Source organism: Parvibaculum sp., assembly GCF_039973015.1.
GTDB lineage: Bacteria > Pseudomonadota > Alphaproteobacteria > Parvibaculales > Parvibaculaceae > Parvibaculum.
Map to the genome: position 1 here is coordinate 21,375 of NZ_JBDWLT010000010.1, position 18,640 is coordinate 40,014.

At 61.8% G+C, this 18,640-nt stretch carries 16 protein-coding genes and 1 pseudogene; 7 read left to right on the forward strand and 10 right to left on the reverse strand.

What is annotated here, in order from left to right; genetic code table 11:
* Positions 1-50: 50 nt before the first annotated feature.
* The 4 genes and pseudogenes from mtaB (at position 51) to ABJO61_RS11335 (ending at position 3,953) form a co-directional block, all read left to right on the forward strand.
* On the forward strand, positions 51-1,250 hold the full coding sequence (gene mtaB, locus ABJO61_RS11320; protein WP_348323334.1) for a tRNA (N(6)-L-threonylcarbamoyladenosine(37)-C(2))-methylthiotransferase MtaB: 1,200 nt from the start codon (positions 51-53) through the stop codon (positions 1,248-1,250).
* Positions 1,247-2,290, forward strand: coding sequence for a hypothetical protein (locus ABJO61_RS11325; RefSeq protein ID WP_348323236.1), 1,044 nt, complete (start codon positions 1,247-1,249; stop codon positions 2,288-2,290). The genes mtaB and ABJO61_RS11325 overlap by 4 nt, the downstream gene beginning before the upstream one ends.
* Positions 2,291-2,330: 40 nt before the next feature.
* Positions 2,331-3,263, forward strand: a pseudogene (ftsY, locus tag ABJO61_RS11330) (signal recognition particle-docking protein FtsY); the annotation flags it as partial.
* Between the two features lie 51 nt (positions 3,264-3,314).
* Positions 3,315-3,953: a septation protein A gene (locus tag ABJO61_RS11335; RefSeq protein ID WP_348323237.1), complete on the forward strand. Its 639-nt coding sequence runs from the start codon at positions 3,315-3,317 to the stop codon at positions 3,951-3,953.
* A 1-nt stretch (position 3,954) separates the two neighbouring features.
* Here ABJO61_RS11335 and ABJO61_RS11340 read toward each other — a convergent pair whose 3' ends face one another.
* Entirely contained in the window at positions 3,955-5,604 is a 1,650-nt protein-coding gene (locus ABJO61_RS11340) for an MFS transporter (RefSeq protein WP_348323238.1), read from the reverse strand.
* A 71-nt stretch (positions 5,605-5,675) separates the two neighbouring features.
* On the reverse strand, positions 5,676-6,293 hold the full coding sequence (locus tag ABJO61_RS11345) for an NUDIX hydrolase (RefSeq protein ID WP_348323239.1): 618 nt from the start codon (positions 6,291-6,293) through the stop codon (positions 5,676-5,678).
* Between the two features lie 346 nt (positions 6,294-6,639).
* Between ABJO61_RS11345 and ABJO61_RS11350 the strand changes: the two genes are divergently transcribed.
* Entirely contained in the window at positions 6,640-7,203 is a 564-nt protein-coding gene (locus ABJO61_RS11350; protein WP_348323240.1) for a MarR family winged helix-turn-helix transcriptional regulator, read from the forward strand.
* Between the two features lie 41 nt (positions 7,204-7,244).
* Here the strand turns inward: ABJO61_RS11350 and ABJO61_RS11355 are convergent, their stop codons facing one another.
* The 6 genes from ABJO61_RS11355 to ABJO61_RS11380 all read right to left on the reverse strand — a co-directional run bounded on the left by ABJO61_RS11355 (position 7,245) and on the right by ABJO61_RS11380 (position 10,972).
* A complete protein-coding gene (locus tag ABJO61_RS11355) occupies positions 7,245-7,805 on the reverse strand; it encodes a DsbE family thiol:disulfide interchange protein (protein WP_348323241.1) in 561 nt (186 codons plus the stop codon).
* Positions 7,802-8,011 carry a heme exporter protein CcmD gene (ccmD, locus tag ABJO61_RS11360; protein WP_348323242.1) on the reverse strand — a complete coding sequence of 70 codons (210 nt, stop codon included), beginning with the start codon at positions 8,009-8,011 and terminating at the stop codon, positions 7,802-7,804. The genes ABJO61_RS11355 and ccmD overlap by 4 nt, the downstream gene beginning before the upstream one ends.
* A 3-nt stretch (positions 8,012-8,014) precedes the next feature.
* Positions 8,015-8,782, reverse strand: a complete 768-nt coding sequence (locus ABJO61_RS11365) for a heme ABC transporter permease (RefSeq protein ID WP_348323243.1) — start codon at positions 8,780-8,782, stop codon at positions 8,015-8,017.
* 99 nt (positions 8,783-8,881) lie between these two features.
* Positions 8,882-9,559, reverse strand: coding sequence for a heme exporter protein CcmB (gene ccmB, locus ABJO61_RS11370; RefSeq protein WP_348323244.1), 678 nt, complete (start codon positions 9,557-9,559; stop codon positions 8,882-8,884).
* The gene (gene ccmA / locus ABJO61_RS11375) at positions 9,556-10,176 is read right to left on the reverse strand and encodes a heme ABC exporter ATP-binding protein CcmA (protein WP_348323335.1); all 621 of its coding nucleotides are present in this window, start codon (positions 10,174-10,176) and stop codon (positions 9,556-9,558) included. Before ccmA ends, ccmB begins: the two co-directional genes overlap by 4 nt.
* Complete coding sequence (locus ABJO61_RS11380; RefSeq protein ID WP_348323245.1) at positions 10,169-10,972, reverse strand: crotonase/enoyl-CoA hydratase family protein; 804 nt, start codon at positions 10,970-10,972, stop codon at positions 10,169-10,171. Before ABJO61_RS11380 ends, ccmA begins: the two co-directional genes overlap by 8 nt.
* Before the next feature lie 242 nt (positions 10,973-11,214).
* Between ABJO61_RS11380 and acnA the strand changes: the two genes are divergently transcribed.
* A complete protein-coding gene (acnA, locus tag ABJO61_RS11385; RefSeq protein ID WP_348323246.1) occupies positions 11,215-14,661 on the forward strand; it encodes an aconitate hydratase AcnA in 3,447 nt (1,148 codons plus the stop codon).
* Positions 14,662-14,804: 143 nt separating this feature from the next.
* Positions 14,805-15,533, forward strand: a complete 729-nt coding sequence (locus tag ABJO61_RS11390) for a DUF1223 domain-containing protein (RefSeq protein ID WP_348323247.1) — start codon at positions 14,805-14,807, stop codon at positions 15,531-15,533.
* Positions 15,534-15,554: 21 nt separating this feature from the next.
* Here ABJO61_RS11390 and ABJO61_RS11395 read toward each other — a convergent pair whose 3' ends face one another.
* Both ABJO61_RS11395 and ABJO61_RS11400 read right to left on the reverse strand, forming a co-directional pair.
* Positions 15,555-16,685 carry a DUF4340 domain-containing protein gene (locus ABJO61_RS11395; protein ID WP_348323336.1) on the reverse strand — a complete coding sequence of 377 codons (1,131 nt, stop codon included), beginning with the start codon at positions 16,683-16,685 and terminating at the stop codon, positions 15,555-15,557.
* A 5-nt stretch (positions 16,686-16,690) separates the two neighbouring features.
* A complete protein-coding gene (locus tag ABJO61_RS11400; protein ID WP_348323248.1) occupies positions 16,691-18,640 on the reverse strand; it encodes a Gldg family protein in 1,950 nt (649 codons plus the stop codon).

Sequence of the window (18,640 nt, forward strand, 5' to 3'; positions counted from 1 at the left end):
CGGAAATCGTCACCTTCGGCTGCCGCCTCAACAGCTATGAGTCGGAAGTGATGCGCGGCCATGCCGAGAAGGCCGGCCTCGACAATGCCATCGTCTTCAACACCTGCGCGGTGACGGCGGAAGCCGAACGCCAGGCACGCCAGGCGATCCGCAAGGCGCGTCGCGAGAACCCGCAAGCCCGCATCATCGTCACCGGCTGCGCGGCGCAGGTGAACCCCGACAGCTTTGCCGGGATGGGCGAGGTCGATCTCGTGATCGGCAATGACGAGAAGATGAGAGCCCAAAGCTGGCAGCCCGCCCTCGCGCTCCACACCAACGAGAAGGTGCGCGTGAACGACATCATGTCGGTGACGGAAACGGCGGGCCATCTGGTGCAGGGCCTCGAAGGGCGTGCGCGCGCCTTCGTGCAGGTGCAGAACGGCTGCGACCATCGCTGCACTTTCTGCATCATCCCCTATGGCCGCGGCCCCTCGCGCAGCGTACCGGCAGGCGAGGTCGTCGCACAGGTGCGCACGCTCGTTGAAAACGGCTACCGCGAGGTCGTGCTGACCGGCGTCGACATGACGTCTTACGGCGGCGATCTGCCCGGACGCCCGGGCCTCGGCAGTCTGGCTCGCCGCATCCTGAAGCTCGTGCCGGAACTCGAACGGCTGCGTCTTTCCTCGATCGACTCCATCGAGGCCGATGACGACCTCATGCGTCTCATCGCCGATGAAGAGCGGCTGATGCCGCATCTCCATCTTTCGTTGCAGGCGGGCGACGACATGATCCTGAAGCGGATGAAGCGGCGGCATCTGCGCGACGATTCCATCCGCTTCTGCGAGGACGTGCGCAAGGCTCGTCCCGATATCGTTTTCGGCGCGGATTTCATTACCGGCTTCCCGACCGAGACCGACGAAATGTTCGAAAACACGATGCGGCTTGTCGATGAATGCGGGCTGACATGGCTCCATGTTTTCCCCTTCTCGCCCCGCCCCGGCACGCCCGCCGCAAAGATGCCGCAAGTGGCGCGCGATGTGGCGAAGGCCCGCGCCGACCGGCTTCGCGCAAAAGGCCATGCGCATGTGCGCGCGCATCTGGACGAAGGGATCGGCGCGACGCGCGCGGTCCTCATGGAAACGCCGACGCTTGGCCGCACACATCAGTTCACGCCGGTGCGCGTGAAGGAGGAAGCGCGCGCGGGGGAGATAATTCCGCTTCGCCTCGCCGCGCATGACGGAAAAAGTTTTGAAGGTTTGAGGGCGGCGTGAGCATTGAAAGCCTTGACGTCAAACTGAGGACGATGGACGCCTTCTCCCATATAGATATGGGGTTCCTCAACCGGCGACTTTGCCTAACTGCCCTGCCCAATGCGATACGGGATGTCTATTTTGAACGCGCCAAGGTTGGGGATGATCACCTAACACGTCTGAACAATGACCATTTGTTGGTAACGATGTTGTTAGACGTTTGCGATGCGGTTCATGCCCCGACGTTGCTCGTAGCCTTGGAAGAAAACAAGCCTAAGCTTCTGTTCCGAAGCACTGAACAGTTGGAGCCATGTCCGAACATATATGACGAGCCGCGCGTAAGACACAAAGTCGTCACGGATTTGGAATTTAGCAAGCCAGTTTTCATCGCCTACCACACAGAACATCTGGTGAGTTCTACGGGGAAGATGAATCTTGCCGAAGGTTCTTTCGAAGCGATTGTTGGTCTGCTGCACAACAAAGAAGACTGCTACGAAATCGAACCGCTAGTTATTGGAGCGCCGTGGCTTGACCACCCACGAAACGGGCCAGATGGAGCTCGCCTTATGTGGTTCGGGCGCGAATTTGGAGAGATTCTTCCTGAAGACATTCAGCAGTTCGTGAAATTAAAAGACGTTGACGTGGATTCTGCCGATGAATGGCTAAATGCAATGAAACATCTACCCGAAAAACGCGTGAAGGAAGCTTTCGCTGAATTGCTGGCTGAGCCGACAAAGAAAGATTGGGGCGGTGAAACCAATGATCACTTCTCAAGCTCAATTGTCGTCAATGGCAATCGCTGTACGGGGGCTTTCTTGCTGAAAGGTCCAACGAATTTTCGGGAAATGACTCTCGACATGTGTGGTAAGCGAGCAGATCAAATTTTGCGCTTAGCCGAATCCGGCGCAGATGTATCGGTAGTTCAGCATTCTCATGTCGTTGGAGAAGCCGTGCGGAAGGTACTCCGAAGCTTAGTTGTGCATCCGGGCAAGCACCGAAAGTTTTGTATCATCGACGGCAAAACTACATATCGAATTCTGAAAGCTTACGAATTTTTATAGGCTGCAAGTGACACAAAACTATCCGAATTCCGAAGCCGTGGAAAAGAAGTCGATCTTCCGCCGCATGAAGGAAGGGTTGACCCGCTCGACGAAGAACCTGTCGGAGGGCATCACCGGCATCTTCACGAAGAAGAAGCTCGATGGCGCCACCCTTGAGGAACTCGAAGAGCTGCTGATCTCCGCCGATCTCGGCCTCGACGCCGCCGCCTCCGTCACCGAGGCCGTCGGCAAGGACCGCTACAACAAGGAAGTGAGCCCGGAGGAAATCCGTGAGATTCTCGCCTTCGAGATTGCGAAAGTCCTGAAGCCCGTCGAGAAGCCGCTCGAAATCGACGCGACGAAAAAACCCTTCGTGATCCTGATGACGGGCGTGAACGGCGCAGGCAAGACGACGACCATCGGCAAGATCGGCGCAAAACTGAAAGCCGAGGGGAAAAGCGTGATGCTCGCCGCGGGCGACACCTTCCGCGCCGCCGCCGTCGAACAGCTGAAAGTCTGGGGGGAGCGGATCGGCGCCCCCGTCTGCGCGACGAAGATCGGCGGCGATGCTGCGGGCCTCGCCTATGAAGCGCTCGCGCGCGCGAAGGAAGAAGGCGCCGACGTGCTGATGATCGACACGGCAGGCCGCCTCCAGAACAAGGCCGACCTCATGGCCGAGCTTGAAAAGGTGATCCGCGTGATCCGCAAGCTCGACCCCGAAACCCCGCATGCAACCCTGCTCGTGCTCGATGCGACGACGGGCCAGAACGCCGTGAACCAGGTAGAGATTTTCGGCCAGGTCGCGGGCATCACGGGCCTCGTCATGACGAAACTCGACGGCACGGCGCGCGGCGGTATTCTCGTCGCCATCGCCAGAAAATTCGGCCTGCCGGTTCATCTGATCGGCGTCGGCGAGGGGATCGACGACCTCCAGACCTTCGATGCGGAGGCCTATGCGCGGGCGATTACGGGCACCGGCACGGAGGCAGGTTGATCCACCCTCGCTCCCCATGCGTAACTGTGTAAACCCCGAACCGGAGAGATCATGAGCGACAGCAAGGCCGACGCCACACATGGCGGCATGACCAATTCGCAATGGGTGCGGATGGCGATCGAGCTCGGGCCGCTCGTCGTTTTCTTCCTGCTGAATTCGAAGGCGGACTCGATCTTCGGCAATGCTGAAGGTCAGAACATCTTCTATGCGACCGGCGGCTTCATGGTCGCGACCGCGATTTCGCTCGGCTATTCCTATGCGAAGTTCCGCAAGGTGCCGACCATGCCGCTCGTCACCGGCGTCTTCGTGATGGTCTTCGGCACATTGACGATCTATCTGCAGGACGAACAGTTCATCAAGGTGAAGCCGACCATCGTGAACGCGCTTTTCGCCGCCGCGCTTCTCGGCGCCGCCATGATGGGCAAGCCCGTCATGAAGCAGCTCTTCGACGGCGCCTTCAACCTGACCGACAAGGGCTGGATGGTGCTCACCGTTCGCTGGGGCCTCTTTTTCGTTCTTCTCGGCGTCATCAACGAAGTCGTGTGGCGGAATTTTTCCACCGACTTCTGGGTAAGCTTCAAGCTCTTCGGCATCATGCCGCTGACCATGGTCTTCGGCATCGCGCAAATCCCCGTGCTCACGAAACACGCACCGAAGGAAAGCGCCGGGACGGAAGAACGCGCCGAATAGATCAGCTTCCTTCCGGGTGAAGCTCCCGGTCCTTCGTCTCCGGCACGAAGATGAGACCGACGATGAATGTCATCGCCGCAATGATCACCGGATACCAGAGCCCCGAATAAAGATTGCCCGTCGCCGCGACGATGGCGAAGGAGACGGTCGGCAGGAAGCCGCCGAACCAGCCATTGCCGATATGATAGGGCAGCGACATCGAAGTGTAGCGGATGCGCGTCGGGAAAAGTTCGACAAGCATCGCCGCTATGGGGCCGTAGACCATCGTCACATAGAGGACGAGAATGAAGAGGATCGCGACGACCATCGGATAGTTGATGGTGTCGGGGTCGGCCGGCAGATAGCCCGCCTCCTCCACCGCATAAGCAAGCGCCCTCGTGAAGTGCGCCCGCTTGGCACCATCTGCATCGTCACTCGCATCGAAGGAAGAAAGCGTGACCTCGCCCACATGCACCTCCGCAACGGTGCCGGGCGCCGCCGCAACATTGCTGTAGGGAATGCCGCGCTGCGCGAGCGCCGATTTCGCCACATCGCAGGATGAGGTGAAGGCCGCCGTGCCCACCGGGTTGAACTGGAAGGAGCATGTCGCAGGGTCCGCAATCACCACCACCGGCGAATATTCCTGCGCGGCTTCGAGGCGCGGGTTGGCGAAATGCGTAAGCGCGGAGAAAAGCGGGAAATAGGTGACAACGGCGAGCAGACAGCCCGCAAGAATGATCGGCTTGCGGCCGATCCTGTCCGACAGCGCACCGAAGATGACGAAAAAGGGAACACCGAGAAGAAGCGCGCCGCCGATCAGGATATTGGCGGTCTGGCTTTCCACCTTCAGCACCTGCGTCAGGAAGAAGAGGGCGTAGAACTGGCCCGTGTACCAGACAACCGCCTGTCCCGCGGTCAGGCCGACCAGCGCGATAATGACGATCTTGAGATTGCCCCAGCGCGCGAAACTTTCCGTCAACGGCGCCTTGGAGAGCGTGCCCTCCTCTTTCATCTTCTGGAAAAGCGGCGACTCGTTGAGTTTCAACCTGATCCACACGGAAATCCCGAGCAGCACGATGGAGAGCAGGAAGGGAATGCGCCAGCCCCACGCCTCGAAGCTCTCCTTGTCCATCGACAGCCGGCACCCGAGGATCACGAGGAGCGAGAGAAAGAGGCCGAGCGTCGCCGTCGTTTGTATCCAGGCCGTATAGGCGCCGCGTTTCCCGTGCGGCGCATGTTCGGCGACATAGATTGCAGCGCCGCCATATTCACCGCCGAGAGCGAGGCCTTGCGCAAGACGCAGGGCAATGAGAATGGCGGGCGCGGCAAAGCCGATGGCCGCGTAGCCGGGCAGCAGGCCGACGATGAAGGTCGAAAGCCCCATGATGAGAATGGTGATGAGGAAGGTGTATTTGCGTCCGACGAGATCGCCGAGCCGCCCGAATACGATGGCGCCGAACGGCCGCACGGCAAAACCGGCGGCAAAGGCGAGCAGCGCAAAGATGAACGCCGCGGTCGGATTCACGCCGGAAAAGAACTGCACGGAGATGATCGCCGCCAGCGAGCCGTAGAGGTAGAAATCGTACCACTCGAACACCGTACCGAGCGACGAGGCGAAGATGACCCGCCGCTCCTCCGCCGTCATGCGCTGCGCGCCCCCCGCCTTGCTCATCTTTCCCTCCCCGGAAATTTATTATCGGGAAACAATGTCGCGAAATTTCCGGTTTTGCCAGCAATCTTCCCTCAGCCTGCGGAAGGCGGTCGAGGGAAGAGATTGCCGTTTTCACCTTCAGGGTTCGTGAAAGGGGCAATCACATCCCTGCCCATAACCGAGCGGAATTGCGTCAGCGCCCAGTAGACGCTCGGAAAGGCAAGTTCCTCCCACGGAATGTCGTCCCATGAGAACAGACCGACTTCGAGGCTTTCTTCGCCTGCGGAAAAATCCGGTGTGGAAAGCTCCGCGCGATACATGATCTGGACCTGGGCAATACGGGGAATGCTGTAAATTGCCAGTACATCGCGAAGACGGATATCGGCATTCGCCTCTTCCATCGCTTCGCGCCGGGCACCTTCTGCCGTCGTCTCCCCCTGTTCCATGAAGCCCGCAGGCAGCGTCCAGTAGCCGCGCCGGGGCTCGATGGACCGTTTGCAGAGAAGGAACTTTTCACCATGCGTGACGACGGAACCAACGACAATCTTTGGATTTACATAGTGAATAAAGCCGCAACGATCGCATATATCTCGGGGCAGGCTGTCCCCGATTGGTACGCGGCGCGAAAACATAACATCGTCTTGCGCGCCTGTTTCCTGCGGCTTCGGCCCGGCGGGCATTTGCTTGTTCTCGTTTTTTTCATCCGGCATCGTCTTGTTTCAACCTGTTGGTCCGCCCACGGAGCTACATCGTGGTGCTGTGTTTGTTCTGTGTGTGGAAGCTGCAATCGCACCCGCAAAAAAGGGGGCGATAAATCGTGAAATGTCCGCGCACAGACCTATATAGATAATCTTAACTTCGCTTTTCCGCCTGCAGCCCTTGCATAAACAGGGTGTGCGGGTGCATATGATGATAGAGCGCCAGACGGCAGCCGGCCATATAATCGCCGCGAGTGCGTGTAACGATCATTCTCCCGACAGGGAAGACTTGTCCGCATAGGACGCCGCCCCCAGTGCCGGACACTTGTTGTGTCTGTTAATCCAGAGGACCGAACGAATGGCAGCCAGGAAGCCAACCGGAAATTTCGATCTTGAAAATTCGCTAAGTCATCTGCTGCGCCGTGCACAGCAATTCGCTTATGACCAGTTCGTGCAGCAGATGGGATCGAGCGCAATCACGCCGCGCCAGTTCATCGTGCTTTTCGCGGTGGATGAAGAAGAAGGCCTGAGCCAGACCGATCTCGTGAACCGCACGGGCATCGACCGCTCGACGCTCGCCGACATGATCAGCCGCATGATCAAGAACGGCCTTCTCGCCCGCAAGCGCACGGCTGAAGACGCCCGCGCAAACTCGGTGCGCCTGACCGCTGCCGGCCGCCGCGCACTCAAAAGCGCGATGCCCAAAGCGATTGCTGCCGAAAAGGCACTGCTCGACGTATTGCCGAAGACGCTGCAGGGCGACCTTCTGAAAGGTCTCACCCAGCTCAACACGGCAATCGAGGGCATGAAGACGGAAGAAGTCGCGCCGAAGAAAACCGTGAAGCGCGCACCGGCAAAAAAGAAGCCGGTGAAAAAGCCCGCGGCGAAAAAAGCGCCCGCTACACGTCGCAAGAAGAGCTGATACCGCTTACCGCTCTGAGGCCGCGTCCCTTCGTCTCGCGTTCATTCGCCGGATGAAAGGCGCGCCGCCTTGAGCGCGGGCAGAATTTCATCGGCAATCGCCTCGGGCGTCAGCGGCCCGACATGTTTCAGCGCGATGCGGCCGTTTCCATCCACGATATAGGTTTCAGGCACGCCATAGACGCCCCAGTCGATGGCGGCGCGGCCCTTCGCGTCCTTGCCGATGCGCGCGAAAGGATTGCCGAGTTCGGCGAGAAAGCGGCGCGCGGCAACAGGGTCGTCCTTGTAGTTGATGCCGAAAAGCGGCGCGCGCGAGACGCGGCCAAGCTCGATCAGAAGCGGCATCTCATCGCGGCAGGGCACGCACCAGGATGCCCAGACATTGACGATGACCGGCACACCCTTGCCGAAATCGGCGGAGGCCACGCCCGGCCTCTCGATCCCCTCGACCGGCGGCAGGTCGAATTCCGGCACATAGCGCCCGATCAGGGCGGACGGCACACGCGAGGGATCGCCGCGATAGATCGCCGCGAAGAAAAGACCCGCAAGAACAAGAAAGATCGCGACGGGAATAAGCGCCGCCAGCCGGAATCTGGAGTTCACGAAGCATCCTCTCCGGTTTCATGTTCACGATGCGCCGCGCGGCGCACACGCCCGCCCGCCGCCTTTTCAAGCGTCTCGGCAAGCCGCGTTTGCGCGCGGTAATCCGCCACGCTTTGCCAGACAAGCGCGACGATCACGGCGAAGGCTGCGCCATAGGCCGACCAGACATAGAAGGCGTAGCCACCCATATGGAAAAATTCATCCATCGCTCAGCCCTCTGCCGCTGCACCCGCCGTCGCAAGACGCAGGTTGCGTACGCGGCGGCGCATGACTTCCGCGCGCATCCGCACGAGCAGCAGCGTGATGAAGAGAAGTGTGAAACCGACACCCATCAGCCCGAGCGGCAGCAGCATGGCGGGCGCAATGCTCGGCCCGTCCATGCGGAAGACGGAAGCCGGCTGGTGCAGCGTGTTCCACCACACTACCGAGTAGCGGATGATCGGAATGTTGATCGCGCCGACAAGCGCAAGCACGGCCGCAGCGCGCGCCGCGCGCACCGGCTCCTCGATGGTGGCCCAGAGCGCAATATAGCCGAGATAGAGAAAGAACAGGATGAGGACGGAGGTCATCCGCGCGTCCCATTCCCACCAGGTGCCCCACATGGGCTGTCCCCAGAGCGAGCCCGTGAGGAGCGCCAGGAAGGTGAAGCCGGCACCGATGGGAGCCGCCGATTTCGCGCAGACATCGGAAAGCGGATGCCGGAAGACGAGCCCGACGGCGGACGCAAATGCCATCACGCCATAGCCGAACATCGCAAGCCAGGCCGACGGCACATGCACATACATGATGCGCACCGTCTCGCCCTGCTGATAATCGGGCGGTGAATCGAAAAGCGCGAACCAGAGCCCGGCGCCGATGACGAGCACGCTCAAAATCCAGAGCGGCGCAACGAGCCGCGCCGACAGCGCCATGAAGCGCGCCGGATTGGCATAGGCATGGAACCGCTGCAGGGCGGTAAGGCTGTTCATGGCCGCCATTTAGCGCAGGCCCGGCAATGAGAGCAAGCCGCAGAGGGGGTCATATTGCCACGGTTTCGACATGCAATCCGGCTCATGCCATCTGGCTCATACGGGGCCTCACCTCAAATTGGCGCGCAATGCCGCCGCCCCGCCGAGCGGCCCCAGCACGAGGCTCGCAAGCGCCACGGCGCCTAGAAGAGCCAGGCTCTGCCGGCCCGCTTCGCCCGAAAACCCGCCCGCCGTCGCATCGGCCGCGCCCACACCGAAAATCAGCACCGGAATATAGAAGGGCAGCACGAGAAGCGAGGCGAGAAGCCCGCCCCGGCGGATGCCGACGGTGAGCGCTGCACCGATCGCACCGAGAAAGCTCAAGGCCGGCGTGCCGATCAGCATCGCGGCCATCATCGGCGGATAGGCCTCGCCCGGCAGGTTGAGCAGCACACCGAGAAGAGGCGCCGCGACGACGAGCGGAAGCCCGGTCGTCAGCCAGTGTCCCAGGGCCTTTGCCACCACGATGAGTTCGAGCGGCAGCGCGCCCATGGTGAGGAGGTCGAGCGAGCCGTCCTCGTAATCCGCCTGGAACAGCCGGTCGAGCGTGAGCAGCGCGGCGAGCAGCAGCGCCACCCAGAGCATCCCCGGTGCAACCTTGGCGAGCAGCGCCCGGTCCGGCCCGATCCCGAGCGGCAGCAGCGAGATCACGATGAGAAAGAAGAAAACGGCCATGCCGCCCCCACCGCCCAGCCGCACGGCAAGGCGCAGATCGCGCGCGAGAAGGGCGAGGAAGGCGCGCATCATGCCACCACCTCCGCGCCGAGGCGCAGCGTTTTCTCGTTTTCAAGGCCGAGATCGAGATGCGTCGCGGCAACGATCATGCCGCCCTGCCCGAGATGCCCTTTCATCAGCCGCACAAGACGGGCAACGCTGGCGGCATCGAGCGCGACGGTCGGCTCGTCGAGAAGCCAGATCGGGCGCGGCACCGCGATGAGGCGGGCAAGCGAAAGCCGGCGGCGCTGACCGGCTGAGAGATAGGCGACCGGCAGATCGGCGAGATGCAGGAGCCCCAGCGCTTCGAGCGCCGTTTCCGCCCCCTGCGGAATGCTGCCGAAAAAGACCCGCCAGAACGCAATCGTCTCCGCAACACTCATGGAAGGCTTCAGCGCATCGAGATGGCCGACATAATGCGCCTGCTCGCCGGGCGTACGCTCCGGGTCGCCTCCCTCAAGCGCGATCTCACCCCGCACAACATCGAGAAGGCCTGCAAGCTGACGCAAGAGGCTCGACTTGCCCGCGCCGTTCGGCCCCGTCAGCACCAGCGCCTCGCCGCCCTTGAGCGAAAAGGAAAGCCCGTCATAGACGAGACGCCCACCGCGCTCGCAGGCGAGATCACGCACGCAAAGAGAAAGCTCAGATATCGTCAAAACGCCCGCCCCTGCCCTTGCCCGATGCAAAGCGCGCCGCGCCTTTCAGCGTCTCGCCGGAAGCAAGAACCTTGCGCCCATGCTCGAATTCATTCGCGAGCGCCTGATCGTAAGGCAGATCCCACTGCTCATAGGCCGACATCCGGTCATGCCGCAAACAGAGTTGCGGAAACCGCGAGATTTCAAGCGCGAGCTTTTCGGCTTCCTCCCGGCCCTTTCCTTTCGGCGCAATGCGGTTTGCAAGGCCAATGGCAAGCGCCTCCTCCGCACCCACGGGCCGCCCCGTGAGAATGAGATCCATCGCGCGCGAATGGCCGATGAGGCGCGGCAGGCGCACCGTGCCGCCATCGATCAGCGGCACACCCCAGCGGCGGCAGAAAACACCCATGATCGCGTCTTCTTCCACCACACGCATGTCGCACCAGAGCGCAAGTTCGAGACCGCCCGCGACCGTATGGCCGGAAATCGCACCGATCACGGGTTTGTTGAGAATCATTCGCGACGGGCCCATCGGTCCGTCACTTGCGAGCCGCGAGAAATCGGCGCCGGTTGCGGGGGGCACGGAACGATTTCCCTTCCCCGTCGCAACGGCCTTGAGGTCCGCACCCGCACAGAAAGCGCCATCCGCGCCGCAAAACACACCGGCAAGCGCATCCTCGTCGCGTTCGAAATCGAGAAAGGCCTCGCAGAGTGCATCCGCCGCATCTCTGTCGACGGCATTCTTCGCGTAAGGCCGATTCAGAACGATGCTTGTCACCGGACCGTTTTTCTCGACGAGCACTTCCCTCATCCGCATCTCCCTGCATCGTGTGCGATGCTGATTATCACGCCCGCTTTTCAGGGCGAAGCATGGTCATTCCTTGCGAAAGACATTATAGTCCCGCGCGACAAGCATATAGGTTCCAGGCTGAGAAGCGGCGGCGAAATCGGGCATTGATGCTCGCGCCTTTTCACGGCGCGGGCGGCACCCCGCACGGTCCCCGCATTCCCCCCTTACAGCCCGGACCGCGCATCATCGAGGATCATAGACAGATGGCGAAGAAGGCGACGGCCAAATCGGCGAAGGCAAAAAAGAAACCTGCCGCAAAAAATGCGGCGAAGGTGAAGAAGGCTGTTCCGGCAAAGACCGCGAAGAAGGCAGTCAAGAAGACGACGGCGGCAGCGAAGAAGACGGTGAAGAAGGCAGTCAAGAAGGTCGCGCCGAAAAAGACGGCGGCGAAGAAGCCTGTCGCGAAGAAGACCGCACCGAAGAAGGCTGCTGCGAAGAAGCCCGTCGCCAAGAAGGCCGCTCCGAAGAAGGCTGCGCCGAAAAAGGTTGCTCCAAAGAAGGCCGCTGCAAAGAAGCCCGTTGCGAAAAAAGCTGTGGCGAAGAAGCCCGTAGCGAAGAAAACGGTGGCGAAAAAGACGCCGGTGAGAAAGGCAGCCCCGAAAAAGGCGGCGCCGAAAAAAGCTGCCGCCGCTCGAAAGCCCGCCGCAAAGAAGCCGGTTGCGAAGAAAACCGTAGCGAAGAAGCCGGTCGCAAGAAAGGCGCCGGCCAGAAAGGCCGCGCCGAAGAAGCCGGTTGCGAAGAAAACCGTGGCTGCAAAGAAGCCCGTCGCCCGCAAGGCCGCGCCGAAGAAGCCGGTTACGAAGAAAGCGGCACCGAAGAAGACCGCTCCTGCGAAGAAGCCGGTAGCGAAGAAGGCAACGGCGACAAAGAAGGCGACGGTTAACAAAACGGCAGCGAAAGCCGCGCCGAAGAAAGCGCCCGCGAAAAAAGCGGCGCCGAAAAAGCCCGCCGCCCGGAAGGCGCCTGCAAAGAAGGAAGCCGGCAACAGCTTCGGCGCCCGCAAGACGCTGAAGGTCGGCAATCGCAGCTACACCTATTTCAGCATTCCCGATGCGGAGAAGAAAGGCCTCGAGGGCGTTTCGCGCCTGCCCTTCTCGCTCAAGGTGCTGCTTGAAAACCTGCTGCGCTTCGAAGATGGCCGCACGGTCACGAAGGCCGACATCGAGGCCGTGAAGACCTGGCTCACCACACGCACCTCGGATCGCGAAATCGCCTATCGTCCGGCGCGCGTTCTGATGCAGGACTTCACCGGCGTTCCCGCCGTGGTGGACCTTGCCGCCATGCGCGACGCCGTGAAGAACCTCGGCGCGAACCCGACCAAGATCAATCCGCTGGTCCCGGTCGATCTCGTGATCGACCACTCGGTCATGGTCGACAAGTTCGGCACGCCGACGGCCTTCAAGGAAAATACGGAAATCGAATATCAGCGCAACCGCGAGCGCTACGAGTTCCTGCGCTGGGGCGCGAAGGCATTCGACAATTTCCGCGTGGTGCCGCCGGGAACCGGCATCTGCCACCAGGTGAACCTCGAATATCTCGCCCAGACCGTTTGGACGAAGAAGGACGGCAAGGAAGAGATCGCCTATCCCGACACCTGCGTCGGCACGGACAGCCACACCACAATGGTGAACGGCCTTGCCGTTCTCGGCTGGGGCGTGGGCGGCATCGAGGCGGAAGCGGCCATGCTCGGCCAGCCGGTTTCGATGCTCATTCCCGAAGTGATCGGCTTCAAGCTGACCGGCAAGCTCAACGAAGGCGTGACCGCCACCGACATGGTGCTCACCGTCACCGAGATGCTCCGCAAGAAGGGCGTTGTCGGCAAATTCGTCGAATATTACGGTTCCGGCGTCGGCAATCTCGCCCTTGAGGATCGTGCGACCATCGCCAACATGGCGCCCGAATATGGCGCGACCTGCGGCTTCTTCCCGGTCGATAACGAGACCCTGAAATACCTCAAGGCGACCGGCCGCTCGGATGAGCGCGTGGCCCTCGTCGAGGCCTATGCGAAGGCACAGGGCATGTTCCTCGAAGAGAACGTGCCGGACCCGATCTTCACCGACACGCTCGAACTCGATCTCGGCACGGTCGTGCCGAGCCTCGCCGGCCCGAAGCGTCCGCAGGACCGGGTTGCGCTGACCGACATGAAGTCGAGCTTCCTGAAGTCACTGGAAGGCGAGTTCAACAAGCCCGGCCAGGCCGCTACCCGCGTGCCCGTCGAAGGCAAGGACTTCGACCTTGGTCACGGCGACGTCGTCATTGCGGCGATCACCTCCTGCACCAACACCTCGAACCCGAGTGTGCTGATCGCGGCGGGTCTCGTCGCCCGCAATGCCCACAAGCTCGGCCTGAAGGTAAAGCCCTGGGTAAAGACCTCCCTTGCCCCCGGCTCGCAGGTGGTCACCGACTATCTCGAAAAAGCGGGCCTCCAGGACGACCTCGACGCGCTCGGCTTCGATCTCGTCGGCTATGGCTGCACGACCTGCATCGGCAACTCCGGCCCGCTTCCCACCGAGATCAGCCAGGCGATCAACAAGAACGATCTCGTGGCCTCCGCCGTGCTTTCGGGCAACCGCAACTTCGAAGGCCGCGTCTCGCCGGACGTGCGGGCGAACTATCTCGCCTCGCCGCCCCTCGTCGTCGCCTACGCATTGGCGGGTTCGACGCAGATCGACATCACGTCGGAGCCTCTGGGCACCGGAAGCAACGGCCAGCCGGTCTATCTCAAGGACATCTGGCCGACGACGCACGACATCGCTGAAACGGTACGCACCTGCGTGACGCCCGAAATGTTCCGCGAACGCTATGCAAACGTCTTCGACGGAGACGCCGCATGGAAGAGCATCAGCGTCTCGGGCGGTCTCACCTATGACTGGGACGGGGATTCGACCTATGTGCAGAACCCGCCCTACTTCGTCGGCATGACCCCCGAGCCCGCACCTCTCTCCGACGTCAAGGATGCGCGCATCCTCGGCCTCTTCGCGGACTCGATCACGACCGACCACATCTCGCCTGCCGGTAACATCAAGGTGCAGAGCCCGGCCGGTTCCTACCTGAACTCCAAGCAGGTTGGCGCTCAGGACTTCAACTCCTACGGCGCGCGGCGCGGCAATCACGAAGTGATGATGCGCGGCACCTTCGCCAATATCCGCATCAAGAACCAGATGCTGAAGGGTGTTGAAGGCGGCATGACGAAGCTGCAGCCGGAAGGCACCGAAATGCCGATCTACGACGCTGCGATGGAATACAAGCGCCGCGACGTACCGCTCGTGATCTTCGCGGGCAAGGAATATGGCACGGGTTCCAGCCGCGACTGGGCGGCGAAGGGCACCATGCTCCTTGGCGTGAAGGCCGTTGTCGCACAGAGCTTCGAGCGCATCCATCGCTCGAACCTGGTCGGCATGGGCGTGGCGCCGCTCCAGTTCCTGAACGACATGAGCTGGCAGTCGCTGGGCCTCGACGGTTCGGAGACGGTGACCATTGAAGGCCTCGCGGAGGTGAAACCCCGCACCAAGGTCAACGCGGTCATCACCTATTCCGACGGCGCGAAGCAGTCGATCGAACTTCTCTGCCGCATCGATACGCAGGATGAAGTCGACTACTACGAAAATGGCGGCATCCTGCCTTACGTGCTGCGGAACCTCGCTGCATAAGGCGGGCATAGCCGACGAAATGAAAAGGGCGTCCTTCGGGGCGCCCTTTTTCTTTGCGGCCCGCGCGGCCCGCCTCCCGATCAAGCGAACGTGACTCGTCTGTGCGGCTGCCGCTTCCTATTCTCGGCAGGAAAGGAGAGCCCATGTCCCTCTTGCGTCTGACATTCCGGTGCGCGGCCTTCGTTACCGTACTGCTTGCGCTGGCAACGCTTCCCCTGCGCGCGGAAAGCGGCCCCGTCGTGGTCGAGCTTTTCACGAGCCAGGGTTGCTCCTCCTGTCCGCCCGCCGATGCCTATTTGCGCGAGCTGGTAGCGCAAGACGACGTGATCGCCCTCTCCTACAATGTCGGCTATTGGGATTATCTCGGCTGGAAGGATACGCTCGCGAGCCCCGCCCATGCAGAGCGCCAGCGCGCTTATGCCCGGACCCTCGGCCTTTCCGGCGTCTACACACCGCAGATCGTGGTGAACGGTGTTGCCGAAGGAGTCGGCAGCAAGCGGGATGAAATCGGCGCGGCGATCGAAGCGGCCAGCGCGCTCCCGGTCGGCATTTCCTTCACGGACAAGGGCGAGGCGCTCACACTCGATGTCGAGGCGGGCGAGGCGCCTGAAAAACCCGCAACCCTGTGGCTCATCCGCTACGCGAAGGAAGCCCGGGTCGAGATCGGCCGTGGCGAAAATCGGGGCCGTACCATTGCCTATGCACATGCCGTGCGCGAGCTGACGCCGGTCGGCATGTGGACCGGAGAACGCATGACAATGACGCTGCCGAAAAGCGATCTCCTGACGCGCGGTTTCGAAGGGTGCGTCGCGCTTTTGCAGGCAGGCGACGGAGGCGCAATCCTCGGTGCCGCCAGGACGGGAAGCAATTAACGCCGGGAAATCTCCGCCCGCTCAGGGAAACGGCTGTCCTGACATGGGAGCCATCGCATCTGCCGGCCCCGCCTCGCGCGTCAGCAGATCCATCGTCTGGGTGAGCTGGTTGCCGAGATCCTGCGGCAGCTTGTAGGTCCAGGCAGAAAGCCGCTCGTTGAGTTCTTCCGCGCGCTTGCCGGCAGCCGCGACATCGCCGCCTTCGGCAACAAGCGCCGGATCGGTCTCTGCCTCGAACTTCGCCCAGAGCGCACCGCCCTGCCCCGCCATGTCCATGCGCAACCGCAACCCGTCAAACGTCTCGAAGATCGCCTTCGGCGCTTCCTCGGGAAAATCGAGCGTCGCGGCAGGCGCCACATCGTCGAAACCGGAATCGAGGATCGCCGTCGCCGCCTTGTTCATGACCGGCGCACCGCGCGTCGCGCGGCCCTCGGGCAGGTTCTCGATGGAGAAGTTTTCTTCGCCCGGCACACGCGAGAGAATAACCGGCGTCTCCGTGCCCGCCCAGAGCGTCACACGCGCAAGATTTTCAACCGGAATATCGACAAAGGCCGGGTCCAGCCATTCGTTCACGCTCTTGAGAAGCGGCAGACGTCCGCGCGCAAGAAAGCTCTCATCCTCGCCATCGCGGCGCACATAGATGAGGCCTTCGCCCTTCACGTCGACGGCGCGCTCCGGCACCTTGCCTGCGAGAAGACCTGCCAGCCGCTCGTCGCCCTTGAAGAATTCGACGCGCACCGCCGAACCGATATCTTCCGGCTTCAGCAGGCCGAGATTGCGATGCCATTCGGGGTTGGCCGTGCGCGGTTCATAGGCTTCCATTTGCCCCGCGCCGATCAGCGCCTTCTTCACCAGCGCATCGCTCACCGGATAACCGCCACGCAGCGGCGTCACCCACTTGCCCTTGCCGTCACGCTTCATCTCGATCGTCGTGACGCCGTTCATGCCCCGGCTCACCGTGTAGACGATGCGGTCGACCTGATCGAGCCGGTTTTCAAGATCCTCAAACAGAGGATGCGGCGTGAAACTGGCGCGCACGCCGCTCTCGTCATTGACCACGGCAATTGTCGCGGCAATGACGGCAATCGCCGTCGCGGCGGCCAGCACCGCGAGATTTCGTTGCGGCTTGTTGCTCCAGAGCGCCTGCATCATGAGCTTCACGCTCCCTTCTCGACGCGCGCCTTGCGGCGGCGATAGCGGTAGAAGGCAGCGCCCAGCGCCAGAACGGCAAGAAGCAGCGGCACCAGCGCTATATTGATGAAACGGAGATTTGCGCCAAGCCGCTCGACATCGCGGCGAAGATCGCCCTGCACATCGCGCAGCTTCTTGCGGCTTTCGAGAAGCTCCGCACGGAACTGACGGATCGCAACCGACTCTTGTTCGCTCGGGCCCCCGCTCGCGGCATTTTCGTTCGCGCCGCCGGTCTGCAATTCGGTCAGCTTCTTTTCCGCATTATCGATCTTGCGCTCAAGCGCTTCCTGCTCGTCGAGGAAGCGGCGCTCTGCATTGCGGCGCAGGTTCTCCACCACGGTGAAGGGCCGGTCCGCCTTGTCGCGGGCGCGCAGCGAGATCAGCTCGTTCGAGCCCATGAGATTGTCGATGGCGGACAGGATGAAGACCGCATTATCGGCAATCGGCTGCGCCACGCGCTCGCCGAGATAGGAGTTCGTGCGAACCCAGAAACGGTCGTCGAAAATGTCGCTGTCGGCGAAAACGATGATGCTGGCATCCTTCTGCGACGTTGCGATATGCGGCCCTGCCTTCTCCTGCGAACGGCGCGGCTGGGGCGCACCCGCCTCCGCCACCGGCTCCTCCTTGGGCGCGCCGTCAAAAGCGCTCGTCACCGGCCCCGAAAGCCGCGCGGCGATGGCATAGCGTTCGCCCGTCGGCTCGAAATTGCGGATGAGATCGTCCGGGCGCGGCCCTTTCTTCACATCCTCGACATCATAGGTCTGCGCATCTTCCGAGGTCGTCACCAGCGGCGTGAAGACCGTCGTCGCGCCTTCCACCGGCGTGAAATATCCCGCCGTTCCAAGATTGAGACGGCTCACATCGGCCGTCACGAGATCGTTCGTATCGACATTATCGCGCGGTACGGCAAGCCAGAGCACATAGTCGCTCTCCTGGCGCCGCGCATCGAGCCCGGTCTGCACGCGCTGCGCGAGCTTGCGGTCGCCGACGATCCGCGAGGGGTCGTAACGGGCGCCCCAGCTTTCCAGCAGCGGCCCGAGATCGGATTGCTCTGTATAGCCCCGCACGGGTTCGCCGTTCGGGCCCGCCGTCAGGCTCACTTCCGAATGAGGGTCGACGAAGGCAAGCACATGCCCGCCGCGCATCACGAACTGGTCGATGGCATAAAGCGTCGGCCTGTCGAGCGGACGGGGATGCGCAACCATCAGCACATCGACGCTGTCCGGCACCTTCTGGAACTGCTGTTCGAGAAACTCGATCTGGAAGCGGTTCTGCAATTCGTCATAGATCATGAAGGGCAGCGAGTCGCCGCGCATCGCCGACATGAGCCCGCCCGAGCCCGTATCGAGCGGCAGGTTCGTCACGATGCCGAGCACCGGCCGCTCGGGGCGGCTCAGGTTCTGGATCATCCGCGCGATGTCATATTCAAGATATTGTTCGCGTTCGTCGGTGAAGAAGGGGATCGCTTCGAGCCCGTCCACCGAGTTGGTGCCGACGAGACCGAAATAGATGATGTCGCCCGATTGCGTCGGCGCGCCCTTGAGACCGAGCGACATGGCAAGGTCTTCTTCCTCCGAGAAGGGCTCGGGCTCGATCACTTCAAGCCGCAGCTTGCCGTTCGATTCCGCCCGCATTTCCTCCAGCAGGTCGCGCACATGGCCCGCATAGTTGCGAATGCGCCCATAGTCGGTCGCAAGTTTCTCCGAATAGAAGAAGCGCAGCGTGACCGGCTCGTCGAGCTGCGAGACGACTTCCTTCGTCCCGTCCGACATTGTGTAGAGATTGCTCTCCGTCAGGTCGATCCGCGCCGAACGGAAGGCGACATTGGAAAACATGTTCACCGCGAGAAAGAGCACGGCAAGCAGCACCAGCATGATGATGCGATAGGCCGAACGGCTGATCTGCTGGTTGAACAT

Bases quoted from the DNA above. Each gene is read 5' to 3' on its own strand.
- ABJO61_RS11400 (WP_348323248.1), bottom strand. From the start codon at position 18,640: ATGTTCAACCAGCAGATCAGCCGTTCGGCCTATCGCATCATCATGCTG.
- ABJO61_RS11365 (WP_348323243.1), bottom strand. From the start codon at position 8,782: ATGGCGGCCATGAACAGCCTTACCGCCCTGCAGCGGTTCCATGCCTAT.
- ccmD (WP_348323242.1), bottom strand. From the start codon at position 8,011: ATGGATGAATTTTTCCATATGGGTGGCTACGCCTTCTATGTCTGGTCG.
- ABJO61_RS11390 (WP_348323247.1), top strand. From the start codon at position 14,805: ATGTCCCTCTTGCGTCTGACATTCCGGTGCGCGGCCTTCGTTACCGTA.
- ABJO61_RS11350 (WP_348323240.1), top strand. From the start codon at position 6,640: ATGGCAGCCAGGAAGCCAACCGGAAATTTCGATCTTGAAAATTCGCTA.
- ccmB (WP_348323244.1), bottom strand. From the start codon at position 9,559: ATGATGCGCGCCTTCCTCGCCCTTCTCGCGCGCGATCTGCGCCTTGCC.
- ABJO61_RS11345 (WP_348323239.1), bottom strand. From the start codon at position 6,293: ATGCCGGATGAAAAAAACGAGAACAAGCAAATGCCCGCCGGGCCGAAG.
- mtaB (WP_348323334.1), top strand. From the start codon at position 51: ATGCGCGGCCATGCCGAGAAGGCCGGCCTCGACAATGCCATCGTCTTC.
- ABJO61_RS11340 (WP_348323238.1), bottom strand. From the start codon at position 5,604: ATGAGCAAGGCGGGGGGCGCGCAGCGCATGACGGCGGAGGAGCGGCGG.
- acnA (WP_348323246.1), top strand. From the start codon at position 11,215: ATGGCGAAGAAGGCGACGGCCAAATCGGCGAAGGCAAAAAAGAAACCT.
- ABJO61_RS11335 (WP_348323237.1), top strand. From the start codon at position 3,315: ATGAGCGACAGCAAGGCCGACGCCACACATGGCGGCATGACCAATTCG.
- ABJO61_RS11395 (WP_348323336.1), bottom strand. From the start codon at position 16,685: ATGATGCAGGCGCTCTGGAGCAACAAGCCGCAACGAAATCTCGCGGTG.
- ABJO61_RS11380 (WP_348323245.1), bottom strand. From the start codon at position 10,972: ATGAGGGAAGTGCTCGTCGAGAAAAACGGTCCGGTGACAAGCATCGTT.